The organism is Streptomyces sennicomposti (genome assembly GCF_019890635.1).
GTDB classification, from domain to species: domain Bacteria; phylum Actinomycetota; class Actinomycetes; order Streptomycetales; family Streptomycetaceae; genus Streptomyces; species Streptomyces sennicomposti.
This window is the reverse complement of the sequence record NZ_JAIOAB010000017.1, coordinates 41,645-61,037: the sequence shown is the minus strand read 5'-3', so window position 1 is coordinate 61,037 and position 19,393 is coordinate 41,645. Positions and strand designations below refer to the sequence as shown.

The following is a 19,393-nucleotide window of genomic DNA, read 5'->3' as shown; positions in this document are numbered from 1 at the left end:
TAGGGTGTCACGGCGTCATGAGCACCTTGACCGCGCCGTCCTGCTTGTGCTGGAACATCTCGTAGGCGTGCGGCGCGTCCGTGAGCGGCAGCCGGTGGGTGGCGAAGTCGTCCACGCCGAGCACGTCCTCGTCCGTCAGATAGGGCAGGATGTCGTCCACCCAGCGGCGGACGTTGGCCTGGCCCATCCGGAACTGGATCTGCTTGTCGAACATGGTGAGCATCGGCAGCGGGTCCGCCGAGCCGCCGTACACGCCGGACAGCGAGATGGTCCCGCCGCGCCGCACCAGCTCGATGGCGGTGTAGAAGGCGGCGAGCCGGTCCACGCTGAAGCGCTCGGCGAGCGGCCCGCTCAGCCGGCGGGGCATCACCGCGGCGGCCTGCTGGACCATCTTGGCGACCGCGCTGCCGTGCGCCTCGGTGCCGACCGCGTCGATCACGGCGTCCGGGCCGCGCCCGTGGGTCTCGTCGCGGATGGCGGCGACGAGTTCCTTCTCGCTGTCGAAGTCGCGCAGGTCGTACGTCTTCACACCGCGCCGGCGCGCCCGCTCCAGCCGTTCGGGGACCAGGTCCACGCCGAACACCTGCTCGGCGCCGCGCACCCGGGCGATCCGGCAGGCCATGTCGCCGATGGGGCCGAGGCCCAGGACGGCGACGGTGCCGCCGGGCGGGACGTCGGCGTAGGCGACGGCCTGCCAGGCGGTGGGCAGCACGTCGGAGAGGTAGACGAAGCGGTCGTCGGCCGGGCCCACGGGGACCTTGATCGGCCCGTAGTGGGCCTGCGGAACCCTGAGGTACTCGGCCTGCGCGCCGGGGACGGCGCCGTAGAGCCGGGTGTAGCCGAACAGGGCCGCGCCCATGCCCTCGCTGGTGACCTGGGTGGTCTCGCACTGGGTCTGCAGGCCCGAGGAGCACATGTAGCAGTGGCCGCAGGAGATCTGGAACGGGACGACCACCCGGTCGCCGCGCTTGAGGTTCGGCACCTCCGGACCGACCTCCTCGACCACGCCCATCGGCTCGTGGCCGAGGATGTCGCCGGGCGTCATGAACGGGGTGAGCACTTCGTACAGGTGCAGGTCGGAGCCGCACAGGCCGCTGGAGGTGATCCGGATGACGGCGTCCGTCGGCTCCTGGATCTCGGGGTCGGGGACCTCCTCCACCCGCACGTCGCGCTTGCCCTGCCAGGTCACTGCCTTCATCGCGTAGCGCCCCTTTCGTCGCGGTCCGTCACCTTCGCGACCGGCCGGGTACCCGGGGCCGAACGGGCGAACCGTGAGGGGGCGGGCGGCGGCGGGGCGCGCCGGCCCCCGGAGGGCTGCGCCGCGGTGCGCGCCGCGCCTCAGGCCCGGTCGGGCTCGGCCGGGTTGCGCAGGCCCTCGGCCGCGTCCGCCACCCGACGGATCAGGTCGAAGAACTGGGTCTGCTCCGCGGGGCTGAGCGGGCCGAGGAAGACCTGGTTCATCCGGGCCGTGCGGACGGCGAGCCTGCGGTGGGTCTTCTCGCCCTCCGCGGTCGGCCGCAGCAGGAAGCGGCGGCCGTCCTGCGGGTCGCGGTCCTTGTCCAGCAGCCCGCGCCGTCCGAGCCGGCTGACGACCTCGGCGATGGTGGACCGGTCGAGGCCGACCCGCTCCCCCACCGTGCGCTGGTCGAGCCCGGGTTCGGCGACGAGCGCGTTGAGGACCGCGAACTGCGGCGAGGTGATCTCCTCGGAGACCATCGCGTTCCACAGCAGATAGTGGGCCTGCTGCAGCCGCCGGGCCAGGTGCCCGGGGTGGGTGGTGAGGTCCACCGCGGCCATGTGCGCTCCTCGCGAGAGTCCGGTCGCCGCCCACGGAATTCGTAGGTGTACTGAACGATACCGTGCGCGGGCGGTACGTGGATCACTCGCCGCGCGCCGAGCACCCGCCGCTTCAAGGGCCTCTTGACGGCCTCGACCCCGAGTGGCAGCGTGTGGGTAACCTCGCGGAAATAATCAGTGCCCTGACTATCTGGGGGCCGGTGTCTTCGTGCCGGCGCGGTCGCGGGCCGTCGTGCCGCGGGGTGTCGTTCGGGAGAGATGGGGCTCGTTTCGATGGACAAGGTGGTCGCCACGGCCGCGGAGGCGGTGGCGGACGTGCCGGACGGCGCGTCCCTGGCGGTGGGCGGTTTCGGGCTGAGCGGAGTGCCGAACGTGCTGATCCAGGCGCTGTACGAGCGCGGGACCGGCTCTCTCTCGGTGGTCTCCAACAACTGCGGCGCCCTGGACTCGGGGCTCGCGGTGCTGCTGGCGGCCGGGCGGATCGCCCGGGTGACCGGCTCGTACATCGGGGCCAACAAGGAGTTCGCCCGCCAGTACCTGGCCGGTGAGCTGGAGGTGGAGCTGATTCCGCAGGGCACGCTCGCCGAGCGGCTGCGGGCCGGCGGCGCGGGCATCCCCGCCTTCTACACCCCCGCCGGGGTCGGCACCCAGGTCGCCGACGGCGGGCTGCCCTGGCGCTACGACGGCTCCGGCGGCGTCGCGCTGGCCTCCCCGCCCAAGGAGGTCCGCGCGTTCGACGGCGTCGAGTACGTCCTGGAGCGCGGCATCCGCACCGACTTCGCGCTGGTCCGCGCGGCGAGGGGCGACCGGCACGGCAACCTCGTCTTCAACAGGTCCACCCGCAACTTCAACCCGCTCGCGGCGATGGCCGGCAAGGTCACGATCGCCGAGGTGGAGGAACTGGTCGAACCGGGCGGCATCGATCCCGACGCGGTGCACCTGCCGGGGATCTTCGTCCAGCGGGTGGTCGCCCTGACCGCCGAGCAGGCGGCCGACAAGCGGATCGAGAAGCGGACGGTCTCCGCGCCCGCCGCGCGGGCGACGGCGCCCGCCGCGCAGGGCACTTCGCGGGGGACGGTGAGCCGCTGATGGCCTGGACGCGTGAGGAGATGGCCGCCCGCGCCGCGCGCGAGCTGCGCGACGGCCAGTACGTCAACCTCGGCATCGGACTGCCGACGCTGATCCCCAACCATCTGCCCGAGGGGGTGGAGGTGATCCTGGAGTCGGAGAACGGCATCCTCGGCACCGGCCCCTACCCGACCGAGGACCAGGTCGACCCGGACCTGATCAACGCGGGCAAGGAGACCGTCACCGTCCTGCCCGGGGCGTCCTTCTTCGACTCGGCGCTCTCGTTCGCGATGATCCGCGGCGGGCACATCGACGTCGCCGTGCTCGGCGCGATGCAGGTCTCCGAGAAGGGCGACCTGGCCAACTGGGCCGTCCCCGGCAAGCTGGTCACCGGCATCGGCGGCGCGATGGACCTCGTCCACGGGGCGCGCACGGTCATCGTGGTGATGACCCACACCGCCAAGGACGGCTCGCCGAAGATCCTCACGGAGTGCGCGCTTCCGCTGACCGGCAGGGCGTGCGTGGACCGGATCATCACCGACCTGGGCGTCCTGGACGTCACCGGCGACGGACTCGTCCTGCGAGAGACCGCGCCCGGCGTCACCGCGGCCGAGGTCGCCGCCGCGACCGGCGCCCGCCTGACCGTCGCGGCGGGCCCGGAGCGCGCGGACGACGCGAAGGCCGCCGAGGCCGCGAGGGGCGCGGACGCCCCGGAGGACGCCGACGGCACGAAGGACGCAGCCGACCTGAAGGACGCGGAGGATCCGAAGTGAAGGACGCCCTGAGGACCGTCTACGTCGTCGACGCGGTCCGCACCCCGATCGGCCGCTACGACGGCGCCCTGGCGGGCGTCCGCCCGGACGACCTGGCCGCCCACGCCCTGCGCGGACTCCTCGCCCGCACCCCGGACCTGGACCCGGCCCGGATCGAGGACGTGTACCTCGGCAACGCCAACGGCGCCGGCGAGGAGAACCGCAACGTCGGCCGGATGGCGGCCCTGCTGGCCGGGCTGCCCACCAGCGTGCCCGGCGTCACCGTCAACCGGCTGTGCGCCTCCGGCCTGGAGGCGGTGATCCAGGCCGCCCGCGCCATCGCCGTCGGCGACGCCTCGATCGCGGTGGCGGGCGGCGTGGAGTCGATGACCCGCGCCCCGTACGTGCTGCCCAAGAGCGACCGGCCGTTCCCGGCCGGGCACACGGAGCTGTACTCGACCACCCTCGGCTGGCGCATGGTCAACCCGAGGATGGAGCCGCAGTGGACCGTTCCGCTGGGCGAGTCCGCCGAACTCATCGCCGACAAGCACTCCCTCACCCGCGAGCAGCAGGACGCGTTCGCCCTCGCCTCCCACCAAAAGGCCGCCGAGGCACAGGCCGGCGGCCTCTTCGACGCCGAACTGGTCCCGGTGCCCGTCCCGCGGCGCAAGGGCGAGCCGGTCCTGTTCGCCGCCGACGAGTGCGTACGCCCCGACGCCTCGCTCGCGGCGATGGCGAAGCTCCGGCCGTCGTTCCGTACCGAGAACGGCACGGTCACCGCGGGCAACGCCTCCCCGCTCAACGACGGCGCCGCCGCCCTGCTGCTCGCCGACGAGGAAGGGCTGCGGGCCACCGGCCGGGAGCCGCTGGCCCGGATCTCGGCGACCGGCGTCTCGGCCGTCGAGCCGCACTACTTCGGCCTCGCCCCCGTCGAAGCGGTCGACCGCGCGCTCGCCAAGGCCGGGAAGGGCTTCGCCGACCTCGACGTCCTCGAACTCAACGAGGCGTTCGCGGCGCAGGTCCTCGGCTGCCTCGCCGAGTGGCCCGCGTTCGACCCGGCCGTCCTCAACCCGCAGGGCGGCGCGATCGCCCTCGGTCATCCGCTCGGCGCCTCGGGCGCCCGGCTCGCGGGAACCGTCGCCCACCAGCTCGCCCGCAAGGGCGGCGGCACGGGCGTCGCCACCCTGTGCATCGGCGTCGGCCAGGGCCTCGCCCTCGTCCTCGAACGCTGAGGCCCCTCCTCGAAGCCGAGGACCCGTCCTCGGCTCTCGAAGCCGAGGACCCGTCCTCGCACGCCAAGGAAGCGTCAGGTATCGCCATGACCCTCACCCAGCACGACATCGACCAGGAGATCGCGGCCGAGCACGCCGCCTACGACAAGCGCGTCGCCGAGGGCGCCCCCGTCGAGCACCACCCGCGCCGCGACTACGCGCCCTACCGGTCCTCGGTCCTGCGCCACCCCAAGCAGCCGCTGGTCGCCATCGACACCGCCCGGGACCCGGAGCTGGTCGAGCTGTCCTCGCCCGCGTTCGGCGAGCGGGACATCACCGAGATCGACAACGACCTCACCCGTCAGCACACCGGGGACCCGGTCGGCGAGCGGATCACCGTCTCCGGGCGGCTGCTGGACCGCGCCGGGCGGCCGGTGCGCGGCCAGCTCATCGAGATCTGGCAGGCCAACTCGGCCGGCCGCTACGCCCATCAGCGCGAGCAGCACGACGCCCCGCTCGACCCGAACTTCACCGGCTTCGGCCGCACCCTGACCGACGCCGACGGGTTCTACCGCTTCACCACCATCCAGCCGGGCCCCTACCCGTGGCGCAACCACGCCAATGCCTGGCGGCCGGCGCACATCCACTTCTCGGTCTTCGGCTCGGCGTTCACGCAGCGGCTGGTGACCCAGATGTACTTCCCGGGCGACCCGCTCTTCCCGTACGACCCGATCCTGCAGTCCGTGACGGACGACGCCGCCCGGCAGCGGCTGGTGGCGACGTACGACCACGGCCTGTCGGTGCCGGAGTTCTCGCTCGGCTACCACTGGGACATCGTGCTGGACGGCCCCGCCGCCACCTGGCTCGAAGAAGGACGCTGACCTGCCATGACGAAGACCGACACCAGCCGCCCGGAGGGCGTCGCGCCCACCCCCTCGCACACGGTGGGCCCCTTCTACGGCTACGCGCTGCCCTTCCGCGGCGGCGAGGAGATCGCGCCGCTCGGCCACCCCGACACCCTCACCGTGCACGGACACGTCTACGACGGCGAGGGCCGGCCGCTGCCGGACGCGCTCGTGGAGGTGTGGGGCCCGGGCCCGGACGGCGTCCTGCCGGCCGTGGACGGCTCGATGCGGCGCGATCCGGCCTCCGGCGGCTTCCTCGGCCGCAACGGCGTGGAGTTCACCGGCTTCGGCCGCAGTCAGACCGACGCGAACGGCCACTGGTACGCGCGCACGCTGCGGCCCGGCGCGCGCGGGCGGAACGCGCCGTATCTGAGCGTGTGCGTGTTCGCGCGCGGGCTGCTCGTACATCTGTTCACCCGGATCTATCTGCCCGGCGACGAGGCGGCGCTGGCCGCGGACCCGCTGCTGTCCCGGCTGGACGAGGAGCGGCGCGGCACGCTGATCGCCGCTGCGGAGGGCGGCACGGCTTACCGTTTCGACATCCGCCTTCAGGGCGAGGGCGAGACGGTCTTCCTGGAGTTCCGGTGACACCACCAGCATCCGCACCCTCCCCGTCGGCCGCCGGGTCCGCGTCCGAGGCGGGTCTGCTCGGGCCCGGCTGGGCCGCCTCCCCGGCCGCCGCCGCGACCGGCGACGCCGCGTATCTGCGGGCGCTGCTCGACGCGGAGGCCGCCCTCACCCGGGCGCAGGCCGCCCTCGGGCCGGTCCCCGCCGGGGCGGCCGAGGCGGTGACCCGGGCCGCCGATCCGGACCGCTTCGACGCCCGCGCCCTCGCCGGGCACGCGCGCGGCGGCGGCAACCCGGTGATCCCGCTGGTCGCGGAGCTGACCCGAGCGGTCGGCGAGGAGTACGGCCCCTACGTCCACCGGGGCGCGACCAGCCAGGACATCATGGACACCGCGACGATGCTGGTCGCCGCCCGCGCCCTCGATCTGATCCACGCCGATCTGGAGCGCACCGCGGCGGCGCTGGGGCGGCTGGCCGCCGGGCACCGGGACACCGCGATGCCGGGGCGGACGCTCACGCAGCACGCGGTGCCGACGACGTTCGGCCTCAAGGCCGCCGGGTGGCGGTCGCTGGTGCTGGACGCCCGCGACCGCGTCGGCCGGGTACGGGACTCGCTGCCCGTCCAGCTCGGCGGGGCGGCCGGCACGTTGGCGGCGTTCTCGGTGTACGGCGTCGAGGACGCCACGGCGCTGCCCGGCGCGTACGCCCGTGAACTCGGCCTGTGCGAGCCGCTGTTGCCCTGGCACACACTGCGCACTCCGATCGCCGACCTCGCCGGATGCCTGGCCTTCACGGCCGGGGCGCTGGGCAAGACGGCGGCGGACGTGCTGGTGCTGTGCCGTACGGAGATCGCCGAGGTGGCCGAGGGCAGCGGCGGCGGCTCCTCGGCCATGCCGCACAAGGCCAACCCGGTGCGGTCCACGCTCATCGCGGCCGCCGCCCGGCGCGCACCGCAGCTCGCGGCCACCCTGTACGGATCGCTCGCCGCCGAGGACGAGCGGCCGGCGGGCGCCTGGCACGCCGAGTGGGAGCCGCTGCGCGATCTGCTGCGCCTGACCGGCGGCGCGGCGCGGGACACCGTCGAGCTGACCGAGGGGCTGACGGTGGACGCGGACGCGATGCGCGCCCATCTGGATCTCACCCACGGCCTGATCGTCTCCGAGCGGCTGTCGGCCGAACTGGCCGCGGTGCTCGGCCGCGCCCGCGCCAAGGAACTCCTCACCGAACTCGCCCGCCGTGCCTACACCGAGGGCCGAAGCCTCGGCGAACTCCTCGCCGAAAGGGAAGAGTTGAAGGGCGTCGAGCTGGGCGAAGCGACCGACCCCACCCGTTACACCGGCTCCGCCGGAGCCCTCACCGACCGTGCCCTGGAGCGACGTTGACCACCCTGCACCACCTCCTCGAAGGACCCGCCTCCGCTCCCCCGCTGCTGCTCGGGCCGTCGCTGGGCACGTCGTACGCGCTGTGGGACGAGGTGGCTCCCGAACTGGCCGTCTCGCACCGGGTGATCCGCTGGGACCTGCCCGGCCACGGCGGATCGCCGGCCGGACTGATCAAGGCGGGCGCGACCGTCGGCGACCTCGCCGAGCTGGTGCTCGCGCTCGCGGACTCGCTCGGCGTCGCACGCTTCGCCTACGCGGGCGTGTCGCTCGGCGGTGCGGTGGGGCTGCATCTCGCCGTGCACCACCCCGAGCGGGTCGCCTCGCTGGCCGTGCTGTGCTCCGCGGCCCGTTTCGGCGACCCCGGGCCGTGGCGGGAGCGCGCCGAGCAGGTCCGCCGGGAGGGTTTGGGCCGGCTGGTTCAGAGCGCGAACGCCCGCTGGTTCGCCGGGGACTTCACCGTGCCCGGGCTGGTCCGCGACCACCGGGAGGCCGACCCGGAGGCGTACGCCGCCTGCTGCGACGCGCTCGCCGCCTTCGACCTGACCGACCGGCTGCCCGGGATCAGCGCGCCCACACTGCTGGTGGCGGGCCGCGAGGACCCGGCCACGCCGCCCGCACGGCTGCGGCAGATCGCGGACGCGGTGCCGGGCGCGGCGCTCGTGGAGATCCCGGGCGCCTCGCACCTGGCGCCCGCGCAGCGCCCGGAGGCCGTCCTCGCCGCGCTGCGCACCCACTTCGGCGGGGCGCCTAAACGGGGCATGGAGGTGCGGCGGGAGGTGCTGGGCGACGCGCACGTGGACCGGGCGCAGGCCCGGCAGACGCCGTTCACGGCCCGGTTCCAGGACTTCATCTCCCGCTACGCCTGGGGCGAGATCTGGACCGATCCGACGCTCACCCGCCGCGAGCGCAGCATGGTCACGATGACGGCGCTGGTCGCGCACGGCCACCACGACGAGCTGGCCCTGCACGTGCGGGCGGCCCGGCGAAACGGGCTCACCCCCGAGGAGATCGGCGCGGTGCTGCTCCAGAGCGCCGTGTACTGCGGCGTGCCGGCCGCCAACTCGGCGTTCGCGGTGGCGCAGCGGGTGCTGGCCGAGGAGTCCGGGGAGAGCGCCGGGGGAGGAACCCCCTGACGGCCTCCCCGGAGGCGGTTCAGCTCACGCCGTGGGCCGACTCCAGGGCCTCGCGCGCCTGGGCCACCAGACCGTCCGCGCCGCACGAGCGGGCCAGCGCCAGACCGCGTTCCAGTTCGGCGGCCGAGCGGGAGGCGATGCCGAACTCGACGCGTGCGGCGGCGTGTTCGTACTGGCACGGGGACGCCTCCAGGTAGGCGACGGCCTGTGCGGCCAGCCGTACCGCGCGCTGGCCGGTCTCCAGGGCGGCCGCGCAGCGCAGGGCCTCCCCTATCGCGGTGTCGGTGCCGAACCGCTCGGCCTGGCGGCGGACGTCGGCGGCGAGCCGGGCCGCCCGGGCCGGGTCCTCCACGGCGAGGGCGCGGGCCAGGTCCGCGGCCCACGGCACCATCACCGGGTTGTGGTGACCGCGCACGGCCGCCGCCTTCTCGGCGGCCTCCAGTTCGTTGACGCCCTCCTTGGTGCGGCCGGTGGCGAGCAGCAGCCTGCCGCGCACGCTGCGCGGGTCGGGGATGACGATGGTGGCCGGGTACGGCGGCGCGAACTCGTACCGCTCGGCGATCGTCCAGGCCTCCTCGACATGGCCGCGGGCGAGCAGGGTGTCCACGAGGTTGCAGGTCGCCGTCCAGTACAGCGGCAGTCCCCGGCCGACCCGCTCGGCGATCCGCAGCGACTCGCGCAGGGACGCCTCGGCCTCTCTGAGCCGGCCGCGCCTGCGGTGGCCGAGACCGACGTAGGCGTGGGCGAGGGCCAGGTGCCCGCCGCTCCAGCCCGCGGTCTCGTAGGCGCGCAAGGCCTCGTTGTACAGGGCTTCGGCCCGGTCGAGGCGGTCGCTGTAGGCGTAGGCGCTGGCGAGCATCAGCAGCAGTTCGATGCCCCACTCGGTGTCGGTCCAGCCGAGTCCGGGAGCCAGGCGGCCGTTGACGAGGGCGCGGTCGCACAGCTCGACGACCTCCTCGGCGTTCTCGCCGCGGGCCATGGCGTCGAAGCCGCGCAGGATCAGCAGCGCCCGCTCGGAGTTGTCGCGTCCGGTGCAGGCGGCGGCGAGTTCGGCGAGCCGCCCGGAGCGGTCGGGCGAGATCGACTCGCCGGCGTGCAGTCCCTCCCACATGTACTGGGTGGCCTGCAGCCGCAGCCGGGTGGGGCCCGGTTCGTGGCGGGCCGCCTCGGCCTCGACCGTGCGGACGGCCTCCTCCAGCTGGTTGTTGTGCAACTGCGCCTGGGAGAGTCGGCACACGGCGTCCACCCGTGCCCGGCCGTCCAGTCCGGGCATGCTCAGCGCCAGCCGGAGGTGCTCGATGGTGGTGGCGGGCGCGGTCAGCAGCGTGGCGCAGCCGAGTTCGTAGAGCACGCGCGGGTGCACCTCGGGCGTGGGCGGCTCCCGCAGGGCCCGCTCCAGGCAGCGGCGGGCGGCCTCGGGCGCGCCGACGGCGAGGTGTTCGCGGGCGGCCTGCCGCAGTTGGTCGACCAGTTCCTCGTCGTCGTCCGGGTGGACCTCCAGCAGATGCCGGGAGGCCGCGGCGGCGCCGCGCCCGGACTCGGCCACCACCTGGGCGGCGATGCCGTGCATGGCGGTGCGCAGGGCGTCCGGGATGGAGTTGTAGACGGCGGTGGCGATCAGCGGGTGCACGAACTCCAGGTCGCCGTCGACGCCGTGGGCGCCGGCCGGGTCGGGCTCGGTGAGGATGCGGGCGGTGCGCAGGAGTTCGGCGCAGCGCACCGCCTCGTCGCGGCTCATGGTGGCGAGTTGGGCGACCAGGTCGACGGAGATGCCGGTGCCGAGGATGGCGGCGGCCCAGGCGAACCGGGTGGCGTCGATGCCGAGTTCCTCCAGGCGGGCGACGAGGCCGCCGCCGCGGGCCGAGCGGTTGAGGTCGCGCAGTTCGCCGGCCCGGGACTCGACCGGTTCGAGTTCGCTGTCGCGGACCTTGGCGAGGAGTTCGACGGCGTCGTAGGGGTTGCCGCCGGTGACCGCCCACACCTCGCGGCAGAACGGGGCGTCCGCGTGCGGGCCGAGGGCGCTGCGGGTGAGTTCGGCGGTGGCGTCCGGGGACAGGGCGCGCAGATCGCTGACGCCCGCGGCGGCGGCGACCGCGTCCAGCAGCCGGGCGCTCTCGCCGCTCACCTCGCCGCGCCTGCGGGTCACCACGAGCAGCACGGACAGCTCGGCCAGGCGTTCGGCGGAGGCGGCGAGCCAGCGCAGCGACTCCTCGTCGGCCCAGTGGGCGTCGTCGATCAGCAGCACCAGCGGCCACTCGCGGTCGGCCAGGCGGCGCACGGCGTTGACCAGGCCGTCGCAGACGCCCTGCGGGTCGGCCTGCCGTTCGCCGGGTTCCGCTATGCCGAGGGCGGGGCCGGCGATGCCGTACCAGTCGCCGAGGTATTCGCGGGCCTCCTCGGGCAGCAGCGACAGCAGGGCGGGCTGGAGGAGTTGGCGCACCACGTTGAAGGGGACGGAGCGCAGGATCTCGCCGCCGCGGGCCGACCACACCGTGCAGCCGCGCTCCTCGGCGATGCGGCGGGTCTCGGTCAGCAGGGCGGTCTTGCCGAGTCCGGCCTCGCCCTGGAAGACCAGCAGGCCGCCCCCGGACGCGCGGTCGGCGCACAGGATGTCCACCGCCCGCCGGACGGCGGTGACTTCCTCGTCGCGCTCCCACAGGGAAGCCGAGGCGGCCGCGCCCGGCCGTGCCTCCGTCATTCCGGTACCTCCCCAAGCCGCCCGAACGCCGTACGAATCCCGAGCGTATCCCTCCGGGAGGCCGAGCGGAGGACGGTCCGGCCACGTGTTGCCGTCACGGGTGACGTCGGGTACGGGCGGGCGACGCGGCGCGCCCGCGACCTGCGGGGGAAAGGGCGGAATGTCAACGAGCGTGAGTTGGCGCAGATTTGACGGTGTATAGGGACTTTCATGGTGCGGTGGTGCGCGGGTTCGCCGTGGTGCCGGTGGTGGTGCCGGTCCGCCGGGCGGACGGCGCCGGGCGGGCCCTCCCCGTCGGGGCCGGCGCCGCCTACAGTGGGGCGGGGGCCTCGCACCGCGGACGGTGACGTGCGCGGCGGCAGGCGCGGCGCACGGCAGGCGGCGGCGCGCAAGGACAGGAGGCGCGGCGCACCGCGAGCGGTGGCGTACCCGGGGGGGGGAAGCATCCCGTGGGGCGCGAAGCGGCTCAGGGGGCGGGGCGGGGGCGGTCCCGCCGGGCGGGGGCCTCTCATACCTCTTTCACGGACGCCTCATACGGTGGGGACATGACGCAGGTGACTCCTCCCGGGTGGTACCCCGACCCGGGGCAGACAAGTGACGGCCCCGCCACCGAACGCTGGTGGGACGGCGGGGCATGGACGGACCGGACCCGCCCGGCCGGCTCGGCCGCCGCGTGGGGTCCGCCGGCGCAGCCGCCCGCCGCGGGCCCCTACCCGGCGTACCAGGGCGGCCCCGGGCAGCCGGCCGCTCCGGGGCAGCCGGGGTACCCGGGCCATCCGGCGCAGCCGGGGTATCCCGCGTACCCGGGGCAGCCCGCGCCCGCCGGGCGCCGCGGGCTGCGCACGGGCATCGCCGTGGCGGTGGCCGCCGCGGTGCTGGCCAGCATCGGGGTCGGGGTGTACGCGCTGACCAAGGACGACGGCGGCGGCGACCGGGCCGCCTCCCGGCAGGTCCCGGGCGGGCAGGGCGGCGGCCGGTCCGGCGGCCAGGGCGGCCCCTTCGGCGGCGACGGCTCCGGCGGCAGCGGCGGCTTCGGGGACCCGGGCGGCTCGGGCGGGTCCGGGGAGTCCGGCGGCTCCGGTGGTGCGGGCGGCTCGGGTGGGTCGGGCGGCTCGGGGGGCCAGGCGCCCGCCCCGGAGCAGTCCGAGCCGCCGAAGATCAAGAGCGGGTCGGTGGCGGACCCGGCGAGCGGCATCAGCCTGCCCGTCCCGAGCGGCTGGTACGGCCAGCAGTTCGCCAACGGCAGCGGCGCCCAGGTCAACTCCTCCGACACCTACAAGTGCCCCGGCGACACCTCGCTGAGCTGCAACAAGGGTGGCGCCTACTCCTCGCCCGCGCCCGCGGTCGGCACGGCGCGGCAGGTGGCCGAGGCGGACATCGCGACCAACGCCGACCAGTCGTACGGCAAGGCCTACGGCGGCATATCGTCGCACCAGGTGCTGGCCTCGAAGGCGGTCACCGTGGCCGGCCAGAAGGGGTACCTGGTGCGCTGGAAGGCGGTCACCGCCAAGGGGTCCGACGGGTATGTGGAGTCGCTGGCCTTCCCGTCGCCGGGGAACCCGGGCCTGATGGTCGTCGTCCGCTTCGGCGTGGACGTCGAGCAGGGGCAGTCGGTCATCGACGAGATCACCCGCGGCATCAAGGAGTCCTCGGGCGGCGGGAGCGGCCAGAACGTGTGACGCGTCCCGGGCCGCCCGTACCACCCGGTCCGGGCGGCCCGGACAGCCCGCGCGGACCGTCCGGGCCGCCCGGGAGAACGTCGGCCGGGCGGGGTCCCTCTCCGCTCCAGAGGGACCCCGCCCGGCCGGGTGGCGCCGCCCCCGTCCCCACGGTGCGGCGCGCGCAGGTCGCCGTCCAGTCATCCCTCGGACGGCGGCCTGGGTCTTCTAGTCGAGGCCGAGCGCGGGCAGCACCGCGGCCTCCACGAACCGGACCATGTAGTCCGGGCCGGCGTACTCCCCGTCCAGCACGAGACGGATGCGCAGCACGCCGAACATCTGCGCGGGGACGTACTCCAGCGCCGGATTGTCGGCGCGGACCTCGCCGCGCTCGACCCCGCGCCGCAGGATCTCCCGCAGCGCGGCCACCTCCGGCTCCACCAGCGTCTCGCGCAGCGCCCGCTTCAGCTCCGGGTCCTGCGTGATCGCGTGCCCGAGCGCCTGGAGCAGCCGGGTGTCCTTGCCCGACCACTCCCCCGCGGCCCGCGCGGCCCGGCGCAGGTCCTCGGCGAGCGAGCCGGTGTCGATCCCGGCGAACCGGGCCCGCCGGTTGGCGCGCAGCGCGGCCACCACGAACTGCGTCTTGTTCTTCCACTGCCGGTAGAGCGTGGACTTGCTGCACCGGGTGGTGGCGGCGACGCCCTCCATGGTGACGGCGTCGTACCCGCACTCGCGGATCTGTTCCAGCACGGCATCGAAGAACTCCCGCTCACGCTCGGGCGTGATCTTGGAGCGGCGCGAGGCGACAACCGTGTCCGGTCCGTCCGCGGCCTGCGATGCCATCGCTCTTCTCCTCGCTCGCTCGTGATCGTGGTGCGGGCCGGTCGCCTCCAGTGTGGCGCGCCGGTGTGACGTACATCGATCGATACGCCAGTGTACCGGTACTGCGACGTATCGGTACACTGCCGTATCGGTACGGTACCGTATCGATGAGTTCGTCCGAGCGTGCCGCCCGACCGGGCCGGCAGGGGCCGGACACACGTACACCGCCAGCGAAGGGGCCGGGGCATGACATCCCGAACCGAGGCCGCCGCAGCGGAGCCCGGCAGGCCCGCGCGTCCCGCGCTCATACGCGAGCTGCTGCTCGTCGCGGGCCTGTTCCTGGTCTACAAACTCGGCCGGCAACTGGCCGCCGACCACACCGGCGAGGCCTTCCACGACGCGGACCGCGTCTGGCGCCTGGAGCGCTGGGCCCATCTGCCCGGCGAGGGCTCGGTGCAGTCCCTGCTGCTGCACGGCGACACCCTCGTGCACATCGCCAACACCTACTACGCGACCGTGCACTTCCCCGCCACCGCGGGCCTGCTGGTCTGGCTCTACCTGCGCCGCCCGGCGCACTACGTGTGGACCCGCCGGGTGCTCGCCGCGCTGACCGCGGCGGCCCTGGTGCTGCATCTCACGTTCCCGCTCGCCCCGCCCCGGATGCTCGGCGCGGCCGGCCTGATCGACACCGCCCGGGTCTACGGCCCCTCGGTCTACGGGCCGCCCAGGACCGACCACCTCTCGAACCAGTTCGCGGCGATGCCCTCGCTGCACTTCGGGTGGGCGCTGATGGTGGCGATCGCGCTGATCGCGGCCACCCGTTCCCGGTGGCGCCTGCTGTGGCTGCTGCACCCGCTGTTCACGCTGCTGGTGATCGTGGGCACCGCCAACCACTACTGGCTCGACGCCCTGGTGGCGGCCGCGCTGCTCGGCCTCACGCTGGCGGTCGTCCCGCGACCGCGGCACACCCCGGCCGCCGTCGGCCGGATCCCGGCCCAGTCCGTGCCGGCCGAGGACAACGTCCTGGTGGGGGCGGCCCGATGAGCGCCGCCCTGCTCGCCGTGCTCCTGTCGCTGGTGTCGGCCGTCGCCTACGCCGCCGCGGCCGTCGCCCAGGAGCGCCTGGCCTCACGCGCGGCGGACGCCGGCGCCCTGCGGCTGCTGCGCTCGGGCGCCTGGTGGTGCGCCGTCGCGCTGAACGGCGCCGCGGCCCTGCTGCACGTGGTGGCCCTCAAGTACGGCCCGCTCACCGTGGTCCAGCCGCTCGGCGCGCTGACGCTGGTGGCGGCCGTGCCGATGGGGGCGCGCCTGGCCGGGCGGCGGGTCGTCGCGGCCGAGTGGCGCGGCACGGTGCTCACCCTGCTCGGGCTCGGCGCGCTGCTGCTCGCGGCCTCCGGACCGGCCCCGCACCAGGTGCTGAGCCCGGCCGAGGCGCTGGCGGTGGCCGGTGCGACGGCCGTCCTCATCGGGGCGCTCTCCCGGCCCGGGGCGCGGCCGGGGCTGCGGCACGCGACCGCGTCCGGGCTGGCCTCGGGGGTCGCCTCCGCGCTCACCCAGACGGTCACGGTGGCCGCCACCGACCACACCGGGCCGCTCCTCAGCGCGCGGGTGATCGTCGTGGCGCTGCTCGTCGCGGCGTTCGCGGTGGGCGGGCTGCTGCTGTCGCAGACCGCCTACCGGGGCGGGCTCGGCGCGCCGCTCGCGGTGGTGACGCTGGCCAACCCGGTGGCGGCCGCGGTGATCGGTCTGACGCTGCTCGGCCAGGGGCTGCACGGGGGCGTGCGGGGCGTGCTGTGCGCGCTGGCCGGGGCGGCCCTCGCCTCGTGGGGCGTGGTGGAACTCTCGCGGGCGACCCCGCCCGCCGCGGCGGCCGGTCTCGCCGACCGGGACGAGTCCGACGGCCCGGCGTCCGCGCAGTACGGCGATCCCGAGGCGCACCCCGTGGCCGCCGTCCTGGCCCTGGAGCCGGAGTCGGCGTCGCCGGAGCCCGCGCTGCTGCCCCGGTCGCGGCGGTCCGGACCGGGGCATCTCACTCCGCTGTGACCGGGGCCATCGACGCTGTGGCCGGTGCCCCGGGGTGACCGGCCGGTCAGCCGAGGCCGCGTGAGTCCTGCTTGAGGGCGGTGTCGACGGTGAGCGCCGTCGCCACCACAAGGCTCAGCAGCGGGTCGGGCAGTTGATAGTGGATCTGCAGGACGTAGTTGTCCGCGGTGGTGAACATGGTCTTGGCCAGGCCCTCCCAGGTCTTCGTGATCCGGGCGACCTCGCTGCCGGCGTGGTCGACGATCGCGAAGTTCCAGGCGCGCCAGTTCTCCGCCTTGATCGCGCCGACCTGCCGGCCGCCCGCGTTCATCGCGAAGTTGATCTTGCCGAAGACGTTCTGCTGGACGATCTCGCCGACCTGCGAGCCGTCCGGACGGGACACGATCACCCGGGACTTGAAGATCTTCGCGGGCCGGGTGAGCACCAGCACGGGCCGGCCGTAGCCGTCCCGGATCTCCAGCTTGTGCGTCATGAACTGGTCGAGGCTGGAGACGAACCGCAGGATCTTCTTCAGCGCGCTCTGGCCGACCTCGGTGACCGCGCCGATCTGGTTGCCGTTCTGGTCGAAGACCTTGTACTCGTTGGTCAGCTCGATGAGCTTGGCCTTCTGGTTCACCACGAGCACCGGCTCGCTGAACAGCGAGCCGCCGCCCGTGCCGGCGCCGGCGACGCCGGCCTGCTCCTGCACCTGGCGCTGCACCCGGGCGTCGGGAGCGGCCTGGGCCGGCGTCTGCGGCGGAACCTGCGGGCCCGCGGGGGCCTGCTGGCCGGCGTGGGTGTGCTCGGTCCACTGGGCGCCGTCCCAGTAACGCAGGGTCTGGGCCGCACCGTGCGGATCGGGGTACCAGCCTGCAGGTGTGTTCGAATGCGTGGTCACCGGGGCACACTACCGCGAGCCGGCCGGAAAGCAACCGCTGTCATCGCTCCCGCCGGTGCGCCCCGGGGGGCTAGGGTCTTTCGTTTGGATCAGGCCGGATCAGGGAGCGGGGTCTGGTGCCGTGCATCGCAAGGCGGAGGAGGGCGTCATGGCGGAGCCATGGCAACCGACGACAACGCGGCGAGGTGCGGTGCCAGACCCCGCGAGCCCGGCCTGATCCAAACGAGAGGCCCTAAGTCAGCGGGTGGCGATGGCCGGATCGCTCACGCCGGGGCGGCCGTTCTCGACATGTCCGGCGAACCGCCGCAGGAAGCCCGCGTCCGTGTCGGAGGTGACGGTCAGGTCGTACCAGCGTCCGCTCGCCGTCAGGGAGAAGCGGCGGCGCACCGTGGCGCCGGGCGTGACCTTGACGGCGGTGGTCTGCCCGCCGTAGCCGTTCACCACCTTCAACGTCACCGTGGATGCCCCCTGGTTGGTGAAGGTCAGCTCGATGTCGTCGCCGGCGTACCGGGCGACCGCCTCCGGGCCCGCGGCCTTGCCGGGGTTGCGGAAGGCGCGCAGGAAGCCGTTGGGGCCGTGCACGGTCAGGTCGTGGGAGCCGCCGGAGTAGACCGAGTTCCAGGCGTCGGACACGCTCTTGCCGGCCTCGGTGGTGTAGGTCCAGGGGCCGTCGGTGCGGTTGCCGGAGGTGACGAGGAACGCGGCGCCCGCGCCGGCCCCCGAGGAGAAGGTCAGCTGGAACTTCCCGGTCGCCGTGTTCGCCGAACCGTCCACCACGGGGGCGTACTTGAGGGGGCGGGTGGGGCGCTGTCCTCGCTCCTGCTTCGGCAGGGCGCCCTGGGCGGGCGGGACCGGCACGTAGTCGGGGTGGCGGCTCTTGTCCGGCGGCCGGTAGCCGGTGGTGTCCGGGAGGGCGGCCGGCCGGGCGTCGGCGCTGGAGAAGTCGAAGGCGGCGGTCAGGTCGCCGCAGACCGCGCGCCGCCAGGGCGAGATGTTGGGCTCGTGCACGCCGAAGCGGCGCTCGATGAAGCGGATGATCGAGGTGTGGTCGAACGTCTCGGAGCAGACGTATCCGCCCTTGCTCCAGGGCGAGACGACGAGCATCGGCACGCGCTGGCCGAGCCCGTACGGTCCGGCGACGTGGCCGGCGTCGCCCTTGAAGACGTCCTGGGTGACGTCGACCGTGGACAGGCCCCGGTCGGCGGAGGCCGGCGCGAAGGGCGGCACCAGGTGGTCGAAGAAGCCGTCGTTCTCGTCGTAGGTGATGAACAGGGCGGTCTTCGCCCACACCTTCGGGTCGGAGGTGAGCGCGTCGAGGACCTGGGATACGTACCAGGCGCCGTAGTTGGCGGGCCAGTTGGGGTGCTCGGTGAAGGCCTCGGGGGCGACGATCCAGGAGACCTGGGGCAGCTTGCCGCCCTGGACGTCGGCCTTCAGCCGGTCGAAGTAGCCTTCGCCCTTGCGGGCGTCGGTGCCGGTGCGGGCCTTGTCGTAGAGCGGGTCGCCGGGCTGGGCGTTGCGGTACTGGTCGAAGTACAGCAGGGAGTTGTCGCCGTAGTTGCCGCGGTAGGCGTCGTTGATCCAGCCCCAGCCGCCGGCGGCGTCGAGGTCGTCGCCGACGTCCTGGTAGATCTTCCAGGAGACGCCCGCCTTCTCCAGCCGCTCGGGGTACGTCGTCCAGCCGTAGCCGGCCTCGTCGTTGCCGAGGACGGGGCCGCCGCCCTGGCCGTCGTTGCCGACGTAACCGGACCACATGTAGTAGCGGTTGGGGTCGGTGGAGCCGATGAACGAGCAGTGGTAGGCGTCGCAGACGGTGAAGGTGTCGGCGAGCGCGTAGTGGAAGGGGATGTCGTCGCGGGTCAGGTACGCCATCGTCGTGCTGCCCTTGGACGGCACCCACTTGTCGTAGCGGCCGCCGTCGAACGCGGCGTGGCCGTCGTTCCAGCCGTGCGGCAGGTCCTGGATGAAGGCGAGGCCCAGGTCATCGGCGTCGGGGTGGAAGGGCGGTATCTCCTTGCCGGCGGCGTCGGTCTGGTACCAGACGCTCTTGCCGCTCGGCAGGGTGACCGGGCGCGGGTCGCCGAAGCCGCGCACGCCCTTGAGGGTGCCGAAGTAGTGGTCGAAGGAGCGGTTCTCCTGCATCAGGACGACGATGTGCTCGACGTCCTCGATCGACCCCGTGCGACGGTTGGCGGGCAGCGCGGCGGCCCGCTGGATGCTGCCGGAGAGAGCGGTGAACGCGGTGGTCGCGCCCGCGATCTGCAGGAAGCGGCGCCGGTTGACTTCGGGCGTGGGTGACGGCATGGGGGAAGGACCTCTCATCCTGACGCACGGACGGCCGGGTGGGACTGTGTGCTGTGCGCAGCGAGTGTTCCAAGAGCACCGAACGCGGGGGAAGGGTGCGGTGTCGCCCGTGTGAAGGCGAGCGGTACGTGCGGCGACACGTTCCGGCCACGCGCACGGCCGGGCGCCGCCCCTCCC

15 protein-coding genes and 1 pseudogene are annotated in these 19,393 nt (G+C 74.2%); 10 read left to right on the top strand and 6 right to left on the bottom strand.

Translation table 11 applies throughout. The features are described from left to right. Nucleotides 1-7 precede the first annotated feature (7 nt). Nucleotides 8-1,198: a zinc-dependent alcohol dehydrogenase gene (locus K7787_RS12690; RefSeq protein WP_019984275.1), complete on the bottom strand. Its 1,191-nt coding sequence runs from the start codon at nucleotides 1,196-1,198 to the stop codon at nucleotides 8-10. A gap of 140 nt (nucleotides 1,199-1,338) precedes the next feature. Further along, nucleotides 1,339-1,797: a MarR family winged helix-turn-helix transcriptional regulator gene (locus K7787_RS12685; RefSeq protein ID WP_223001450.1), complete on the bottom strand. Its 459-nt coding sequence runs from the start codon at nucleotides 1,795-1,797 to the stop codon at nucleotides 1,339-1,341. A gap of 273 nt (nucleotides 1,798-2,070) precedes the next feature. On the opposite strand from K7787_RS12685, the gene K7787_RS12680 reads away from it, so the two are divergent. From K7787_RS12680 to pcaDC, 7 genes and pseudogenes are all read left to right on the top strand, one after another. Continuing rightward, entirely contained in the window at nucleotides 2,071-2,886 is an 816-nt protein-coding gene (locus tag K7787_RS12680) for a CoA transferase subunit A (RefSeq protein ID WP_223001477.1), read from the top strand. Then, a pseudogene (locus K7787_RS12675) lies at nucleotides 2,886-3,521 on the top strand (CoA transferase subunit B); the annotation flags it as partial. The gene K7787_RS12680 and the pseudogene K7787_RS12675, both read left to right, overlap by 1 nt. Nucleotides 3,522-3,646: 125 nt before the next feature. Continuing rightward, complete coding sequence (locus tag K7787_RS12670; RefSeq protein WP_223001475.1) at nucleotides 3,647-4,849, top strand: thiolase family protein; 1,203 nt, start codon at nucleotides 3,647-3,649, stop codon at nucleotides 4,847-4,849. Between the two features lie 86 nt (nucleotides 4,850-4,935). Next, the gene (gene pcaH / locus K7787_RS12665) at nucleotides 4,936-5,709 is read left to right on the top strand and encodes a protocatechuate 3,4-dioxygenase subunit beta (protein ID WP_009191575.1); all 774 of its coding nucleotides are present in this window, start codon (nucleotides 4,936-4,938) and stop codon (nucleotides 5,707-5,709) included. 6 nt (nucleotides 5,710-5,715) lie between these two features. Further along, nucleotides 5,716-6,321: a protocatechuate 3,4-dioxygenase subunit alpha gene (pcaG, locus tag K7787_RS12660; RefSeq protein WP_223001449.1), complete on the top strand. Its 606-nt coding sequence runs from the start codon at nucleotides 5,716-5,718 to the stop codon at nucleotides 6,319-6,321. After that, nucleotides 6,318-7,682, top strand: a complete 1,365-nt coding sequence (pcaB, locus tag K7787_RS12655) for a 3-carboxy-cis,cis-muconate cycloisomerase (RefSeq protein WP_223001448.1) — start codon at nucleotides 6,318-6,320, stop codon at nucleotides 7,680-7,682. The genes pcaG and pcaB overlap by 4 nt, the downstream gene beginning before the upstream one ends. After that, a complete protein-coding gene (gene pcaDC, locus K7787_RS12650; RefSeq protein ID WP_223001447.1) occupies nucleotides 7,679-8,815 on the top strand; it encodes a bifunctional 3-oxoadipate enol-lactonase/4-carboxymuconolactone decarboxylase PcaDC in 1,137 nt (378 codons plus the stop codon). The genes pcaB and pcaDC overlap by 4 nt, the downstream gene beginning before the upstream one ends. Before the next feature lie 19 nt (nucleotides 8,816-8,834). On the opposite strand, the gene K7787_RS12645 is transcribed toward pcaDC, so the two are convergent. After that, nucleotides 8,835-11,513 (bottom strand): ATP-binding protein, encoded by a 2,679-nt coding sequence (locus tag K7787_RS12645; RefSeq protein WP_164389125.1) that lies wholly within the window; start codon nucleotides 11,511-11,513, stop codon nucleotides 8,835-8,837. Between the two features lie 545 nt (nucleotides 11,514-12,058). Here K7787_RS12645 and K7787_RS12640 point away from each other — a divergent pair. After that, nucleotides 12,059-13,192: a DUF2510 domain-containing protein gene (locus K7787_RS12640; protein ID WP_223001446.1), complete on the top strand. Its 1,134-nt coding sequence runs from the start codon at nucleotides 12,059-12,061 to the stop codon at nucleotides 13,190-13,192. 207 nt (nucleotides 13,193-13,399) lie between these two features. Here K7787_RS12640 and K7787_RS12635 read toward each other — a convergent pair whose 3' ends face one another. After that, on the bottom strand, nucleotides 13,400-14,014 hold the full coding sequence (locus K7787_RS12635) for a TetR/AcrR family transcriptional regulator (RefSeq protein ID WP_164392212.1): 615 nt from the start codon (nucleotides 14,012-14,014) through the stop codon (nucleotides 13,400-13,402). Nucleotides 14,015-14,239: 225 nt separating this feature from the next. Here K7787_RS12635 and K7787_RS12630 point away from each other — a divergent pair, with 225 nt between their 5' ends. Both K7787_RS12630 and K7787_RS12625 read left to right on the top strand, forming a co-directional pair. Next, nucleotides 14,240-15,037 (top strand): phosphatase PAP2 family protein, encoded by a 798-nt coding sequence (locus tag K7787_RS12630; protein WP_223001445.1) that lies wholly within the window; start codon nucleotides 14,240-14,242, stop codon nucleotides 15,035-15,037. Further along, entirely contained in the window at nucleotides 15,034-16,035 is a 1,002-nt protein-coding gene (locus tag K7787_RS12625; RefSeq protein ID WP_223001444.1) for a DMT family protein, read from the top strand. The genes K7787_RS12630 and K7787_RS12625 overlap by 4 nt, the downstream gene beginning before the upstream one ends. Nucleotides 16,036-16,081: 46 nt before the next feature. On the opposite strand, the gene K7787_RS12620 is transcribed toward K7787_RS12625, so the two are convergent. Further along, complete coding sequence (locus tag K7787_RS12620) at nucleotides 16,082-16,912, bottom strand: LURP-one-related family protein (RefSeq protein WP_223001443.1); 831 nt, start codon at nucleotides 16,910-16,912, stop codon at nucleotides 16,082-16,084. 237 nt (nucleotides 16,913-17,149) lie between these two features. Then, nucleotides 17,150-19,216, bottom strand: coding sequence for a phosphocholine-specific phospholipase C (locus tag K7787_RS12615; RefSeq protein WP_223001442.1), 2,067 nt, complete (start codon nucleotides 19,214-19,216; stop codon nucleotides 17,150-17,152). Between the last annotated feature and the right edge of the window lie 177 nt (nucleotides 19,217-19,393).

Bases quoted from the DNA above. Each gene is read 5' to 3' on its own strand.
- pcaH (WP_009191575.1), top strand. From the start codon at position 4,936: ATGACCCTCACCCAGCACGACATCGACCAGGAGATCGCGGCCGAGCAC.
- K7787_RS12685 (WP_223001450.1), bottom strand. From the start codon at position 1,797: ATGGCCGCGGTGGACCTCACCACCCACCCCGGGCACCTGGCCCGGCGG.
- K7787_RS12630 (WP_223001445.1), top strand. From the start codon at position 14,240: ATGACATCCCGAACCGAGGCCGCCGCAGCGGAGCCCGGCAGGCCCGCG.
- K7787_RS12645 (WP_164389125.1), bottom strand. From the start codon at position 11,513: ATGACGGAGGCACGGCCGGGCGCGGCCGCCTCGGCTTCCCTGTGGGAG.
- K7787_RS12680 (WP_223001477.1), top strand. From the start codon at position 2,071: ATGGACAAGGTGGTCGCCACGGCCGCGGAGGCGGTGGCGGACGTGCCG.
- K7787_RS12690 (WP_019984275.1), bottom strand. From the start codon at position 1,198: ATGAAGGCAGTGACCTGGCAGGGCAAGCGCGACGTGCGGGTGGAGGAG.
- K7787_RS12640 (WP_223001446.1), top strand. From the start codon at position 12,059: ATGACGCAGGTGACTCCTCCCGGGTGGTACCCCGACCCGGGGCAGACA.
- K7787_RS12625 (WP_223001444.1), top strand. From the start codon at position 15,034: ATGAGCGCCGCCCTGCTCGCCGTGCTCCTGTCGCTGGTGTCGGCCGTC.
- pcaG (WP_223001449.1), top strand. From the start codon at position 5,716: ATGACGAAGACCGACACCAGCCGCCCGGAGGGCGTCGCGCCCACCCCC.
- K7787_RS12635 (WP_164392212.1), bottom strand. From the start codon at position 14,014: ATGGCATCGCAGGCCGCGGACGGACCGGACACGGTTGTCGCCTCGCGC.
- K7787_RS12615 (WP_223001442.1), bottom strand. From the start codon at position 19,216: ATGCCGTCACCCACGCCCGAAGTCAACCGGCGCCGCTTCCTGCAGATC.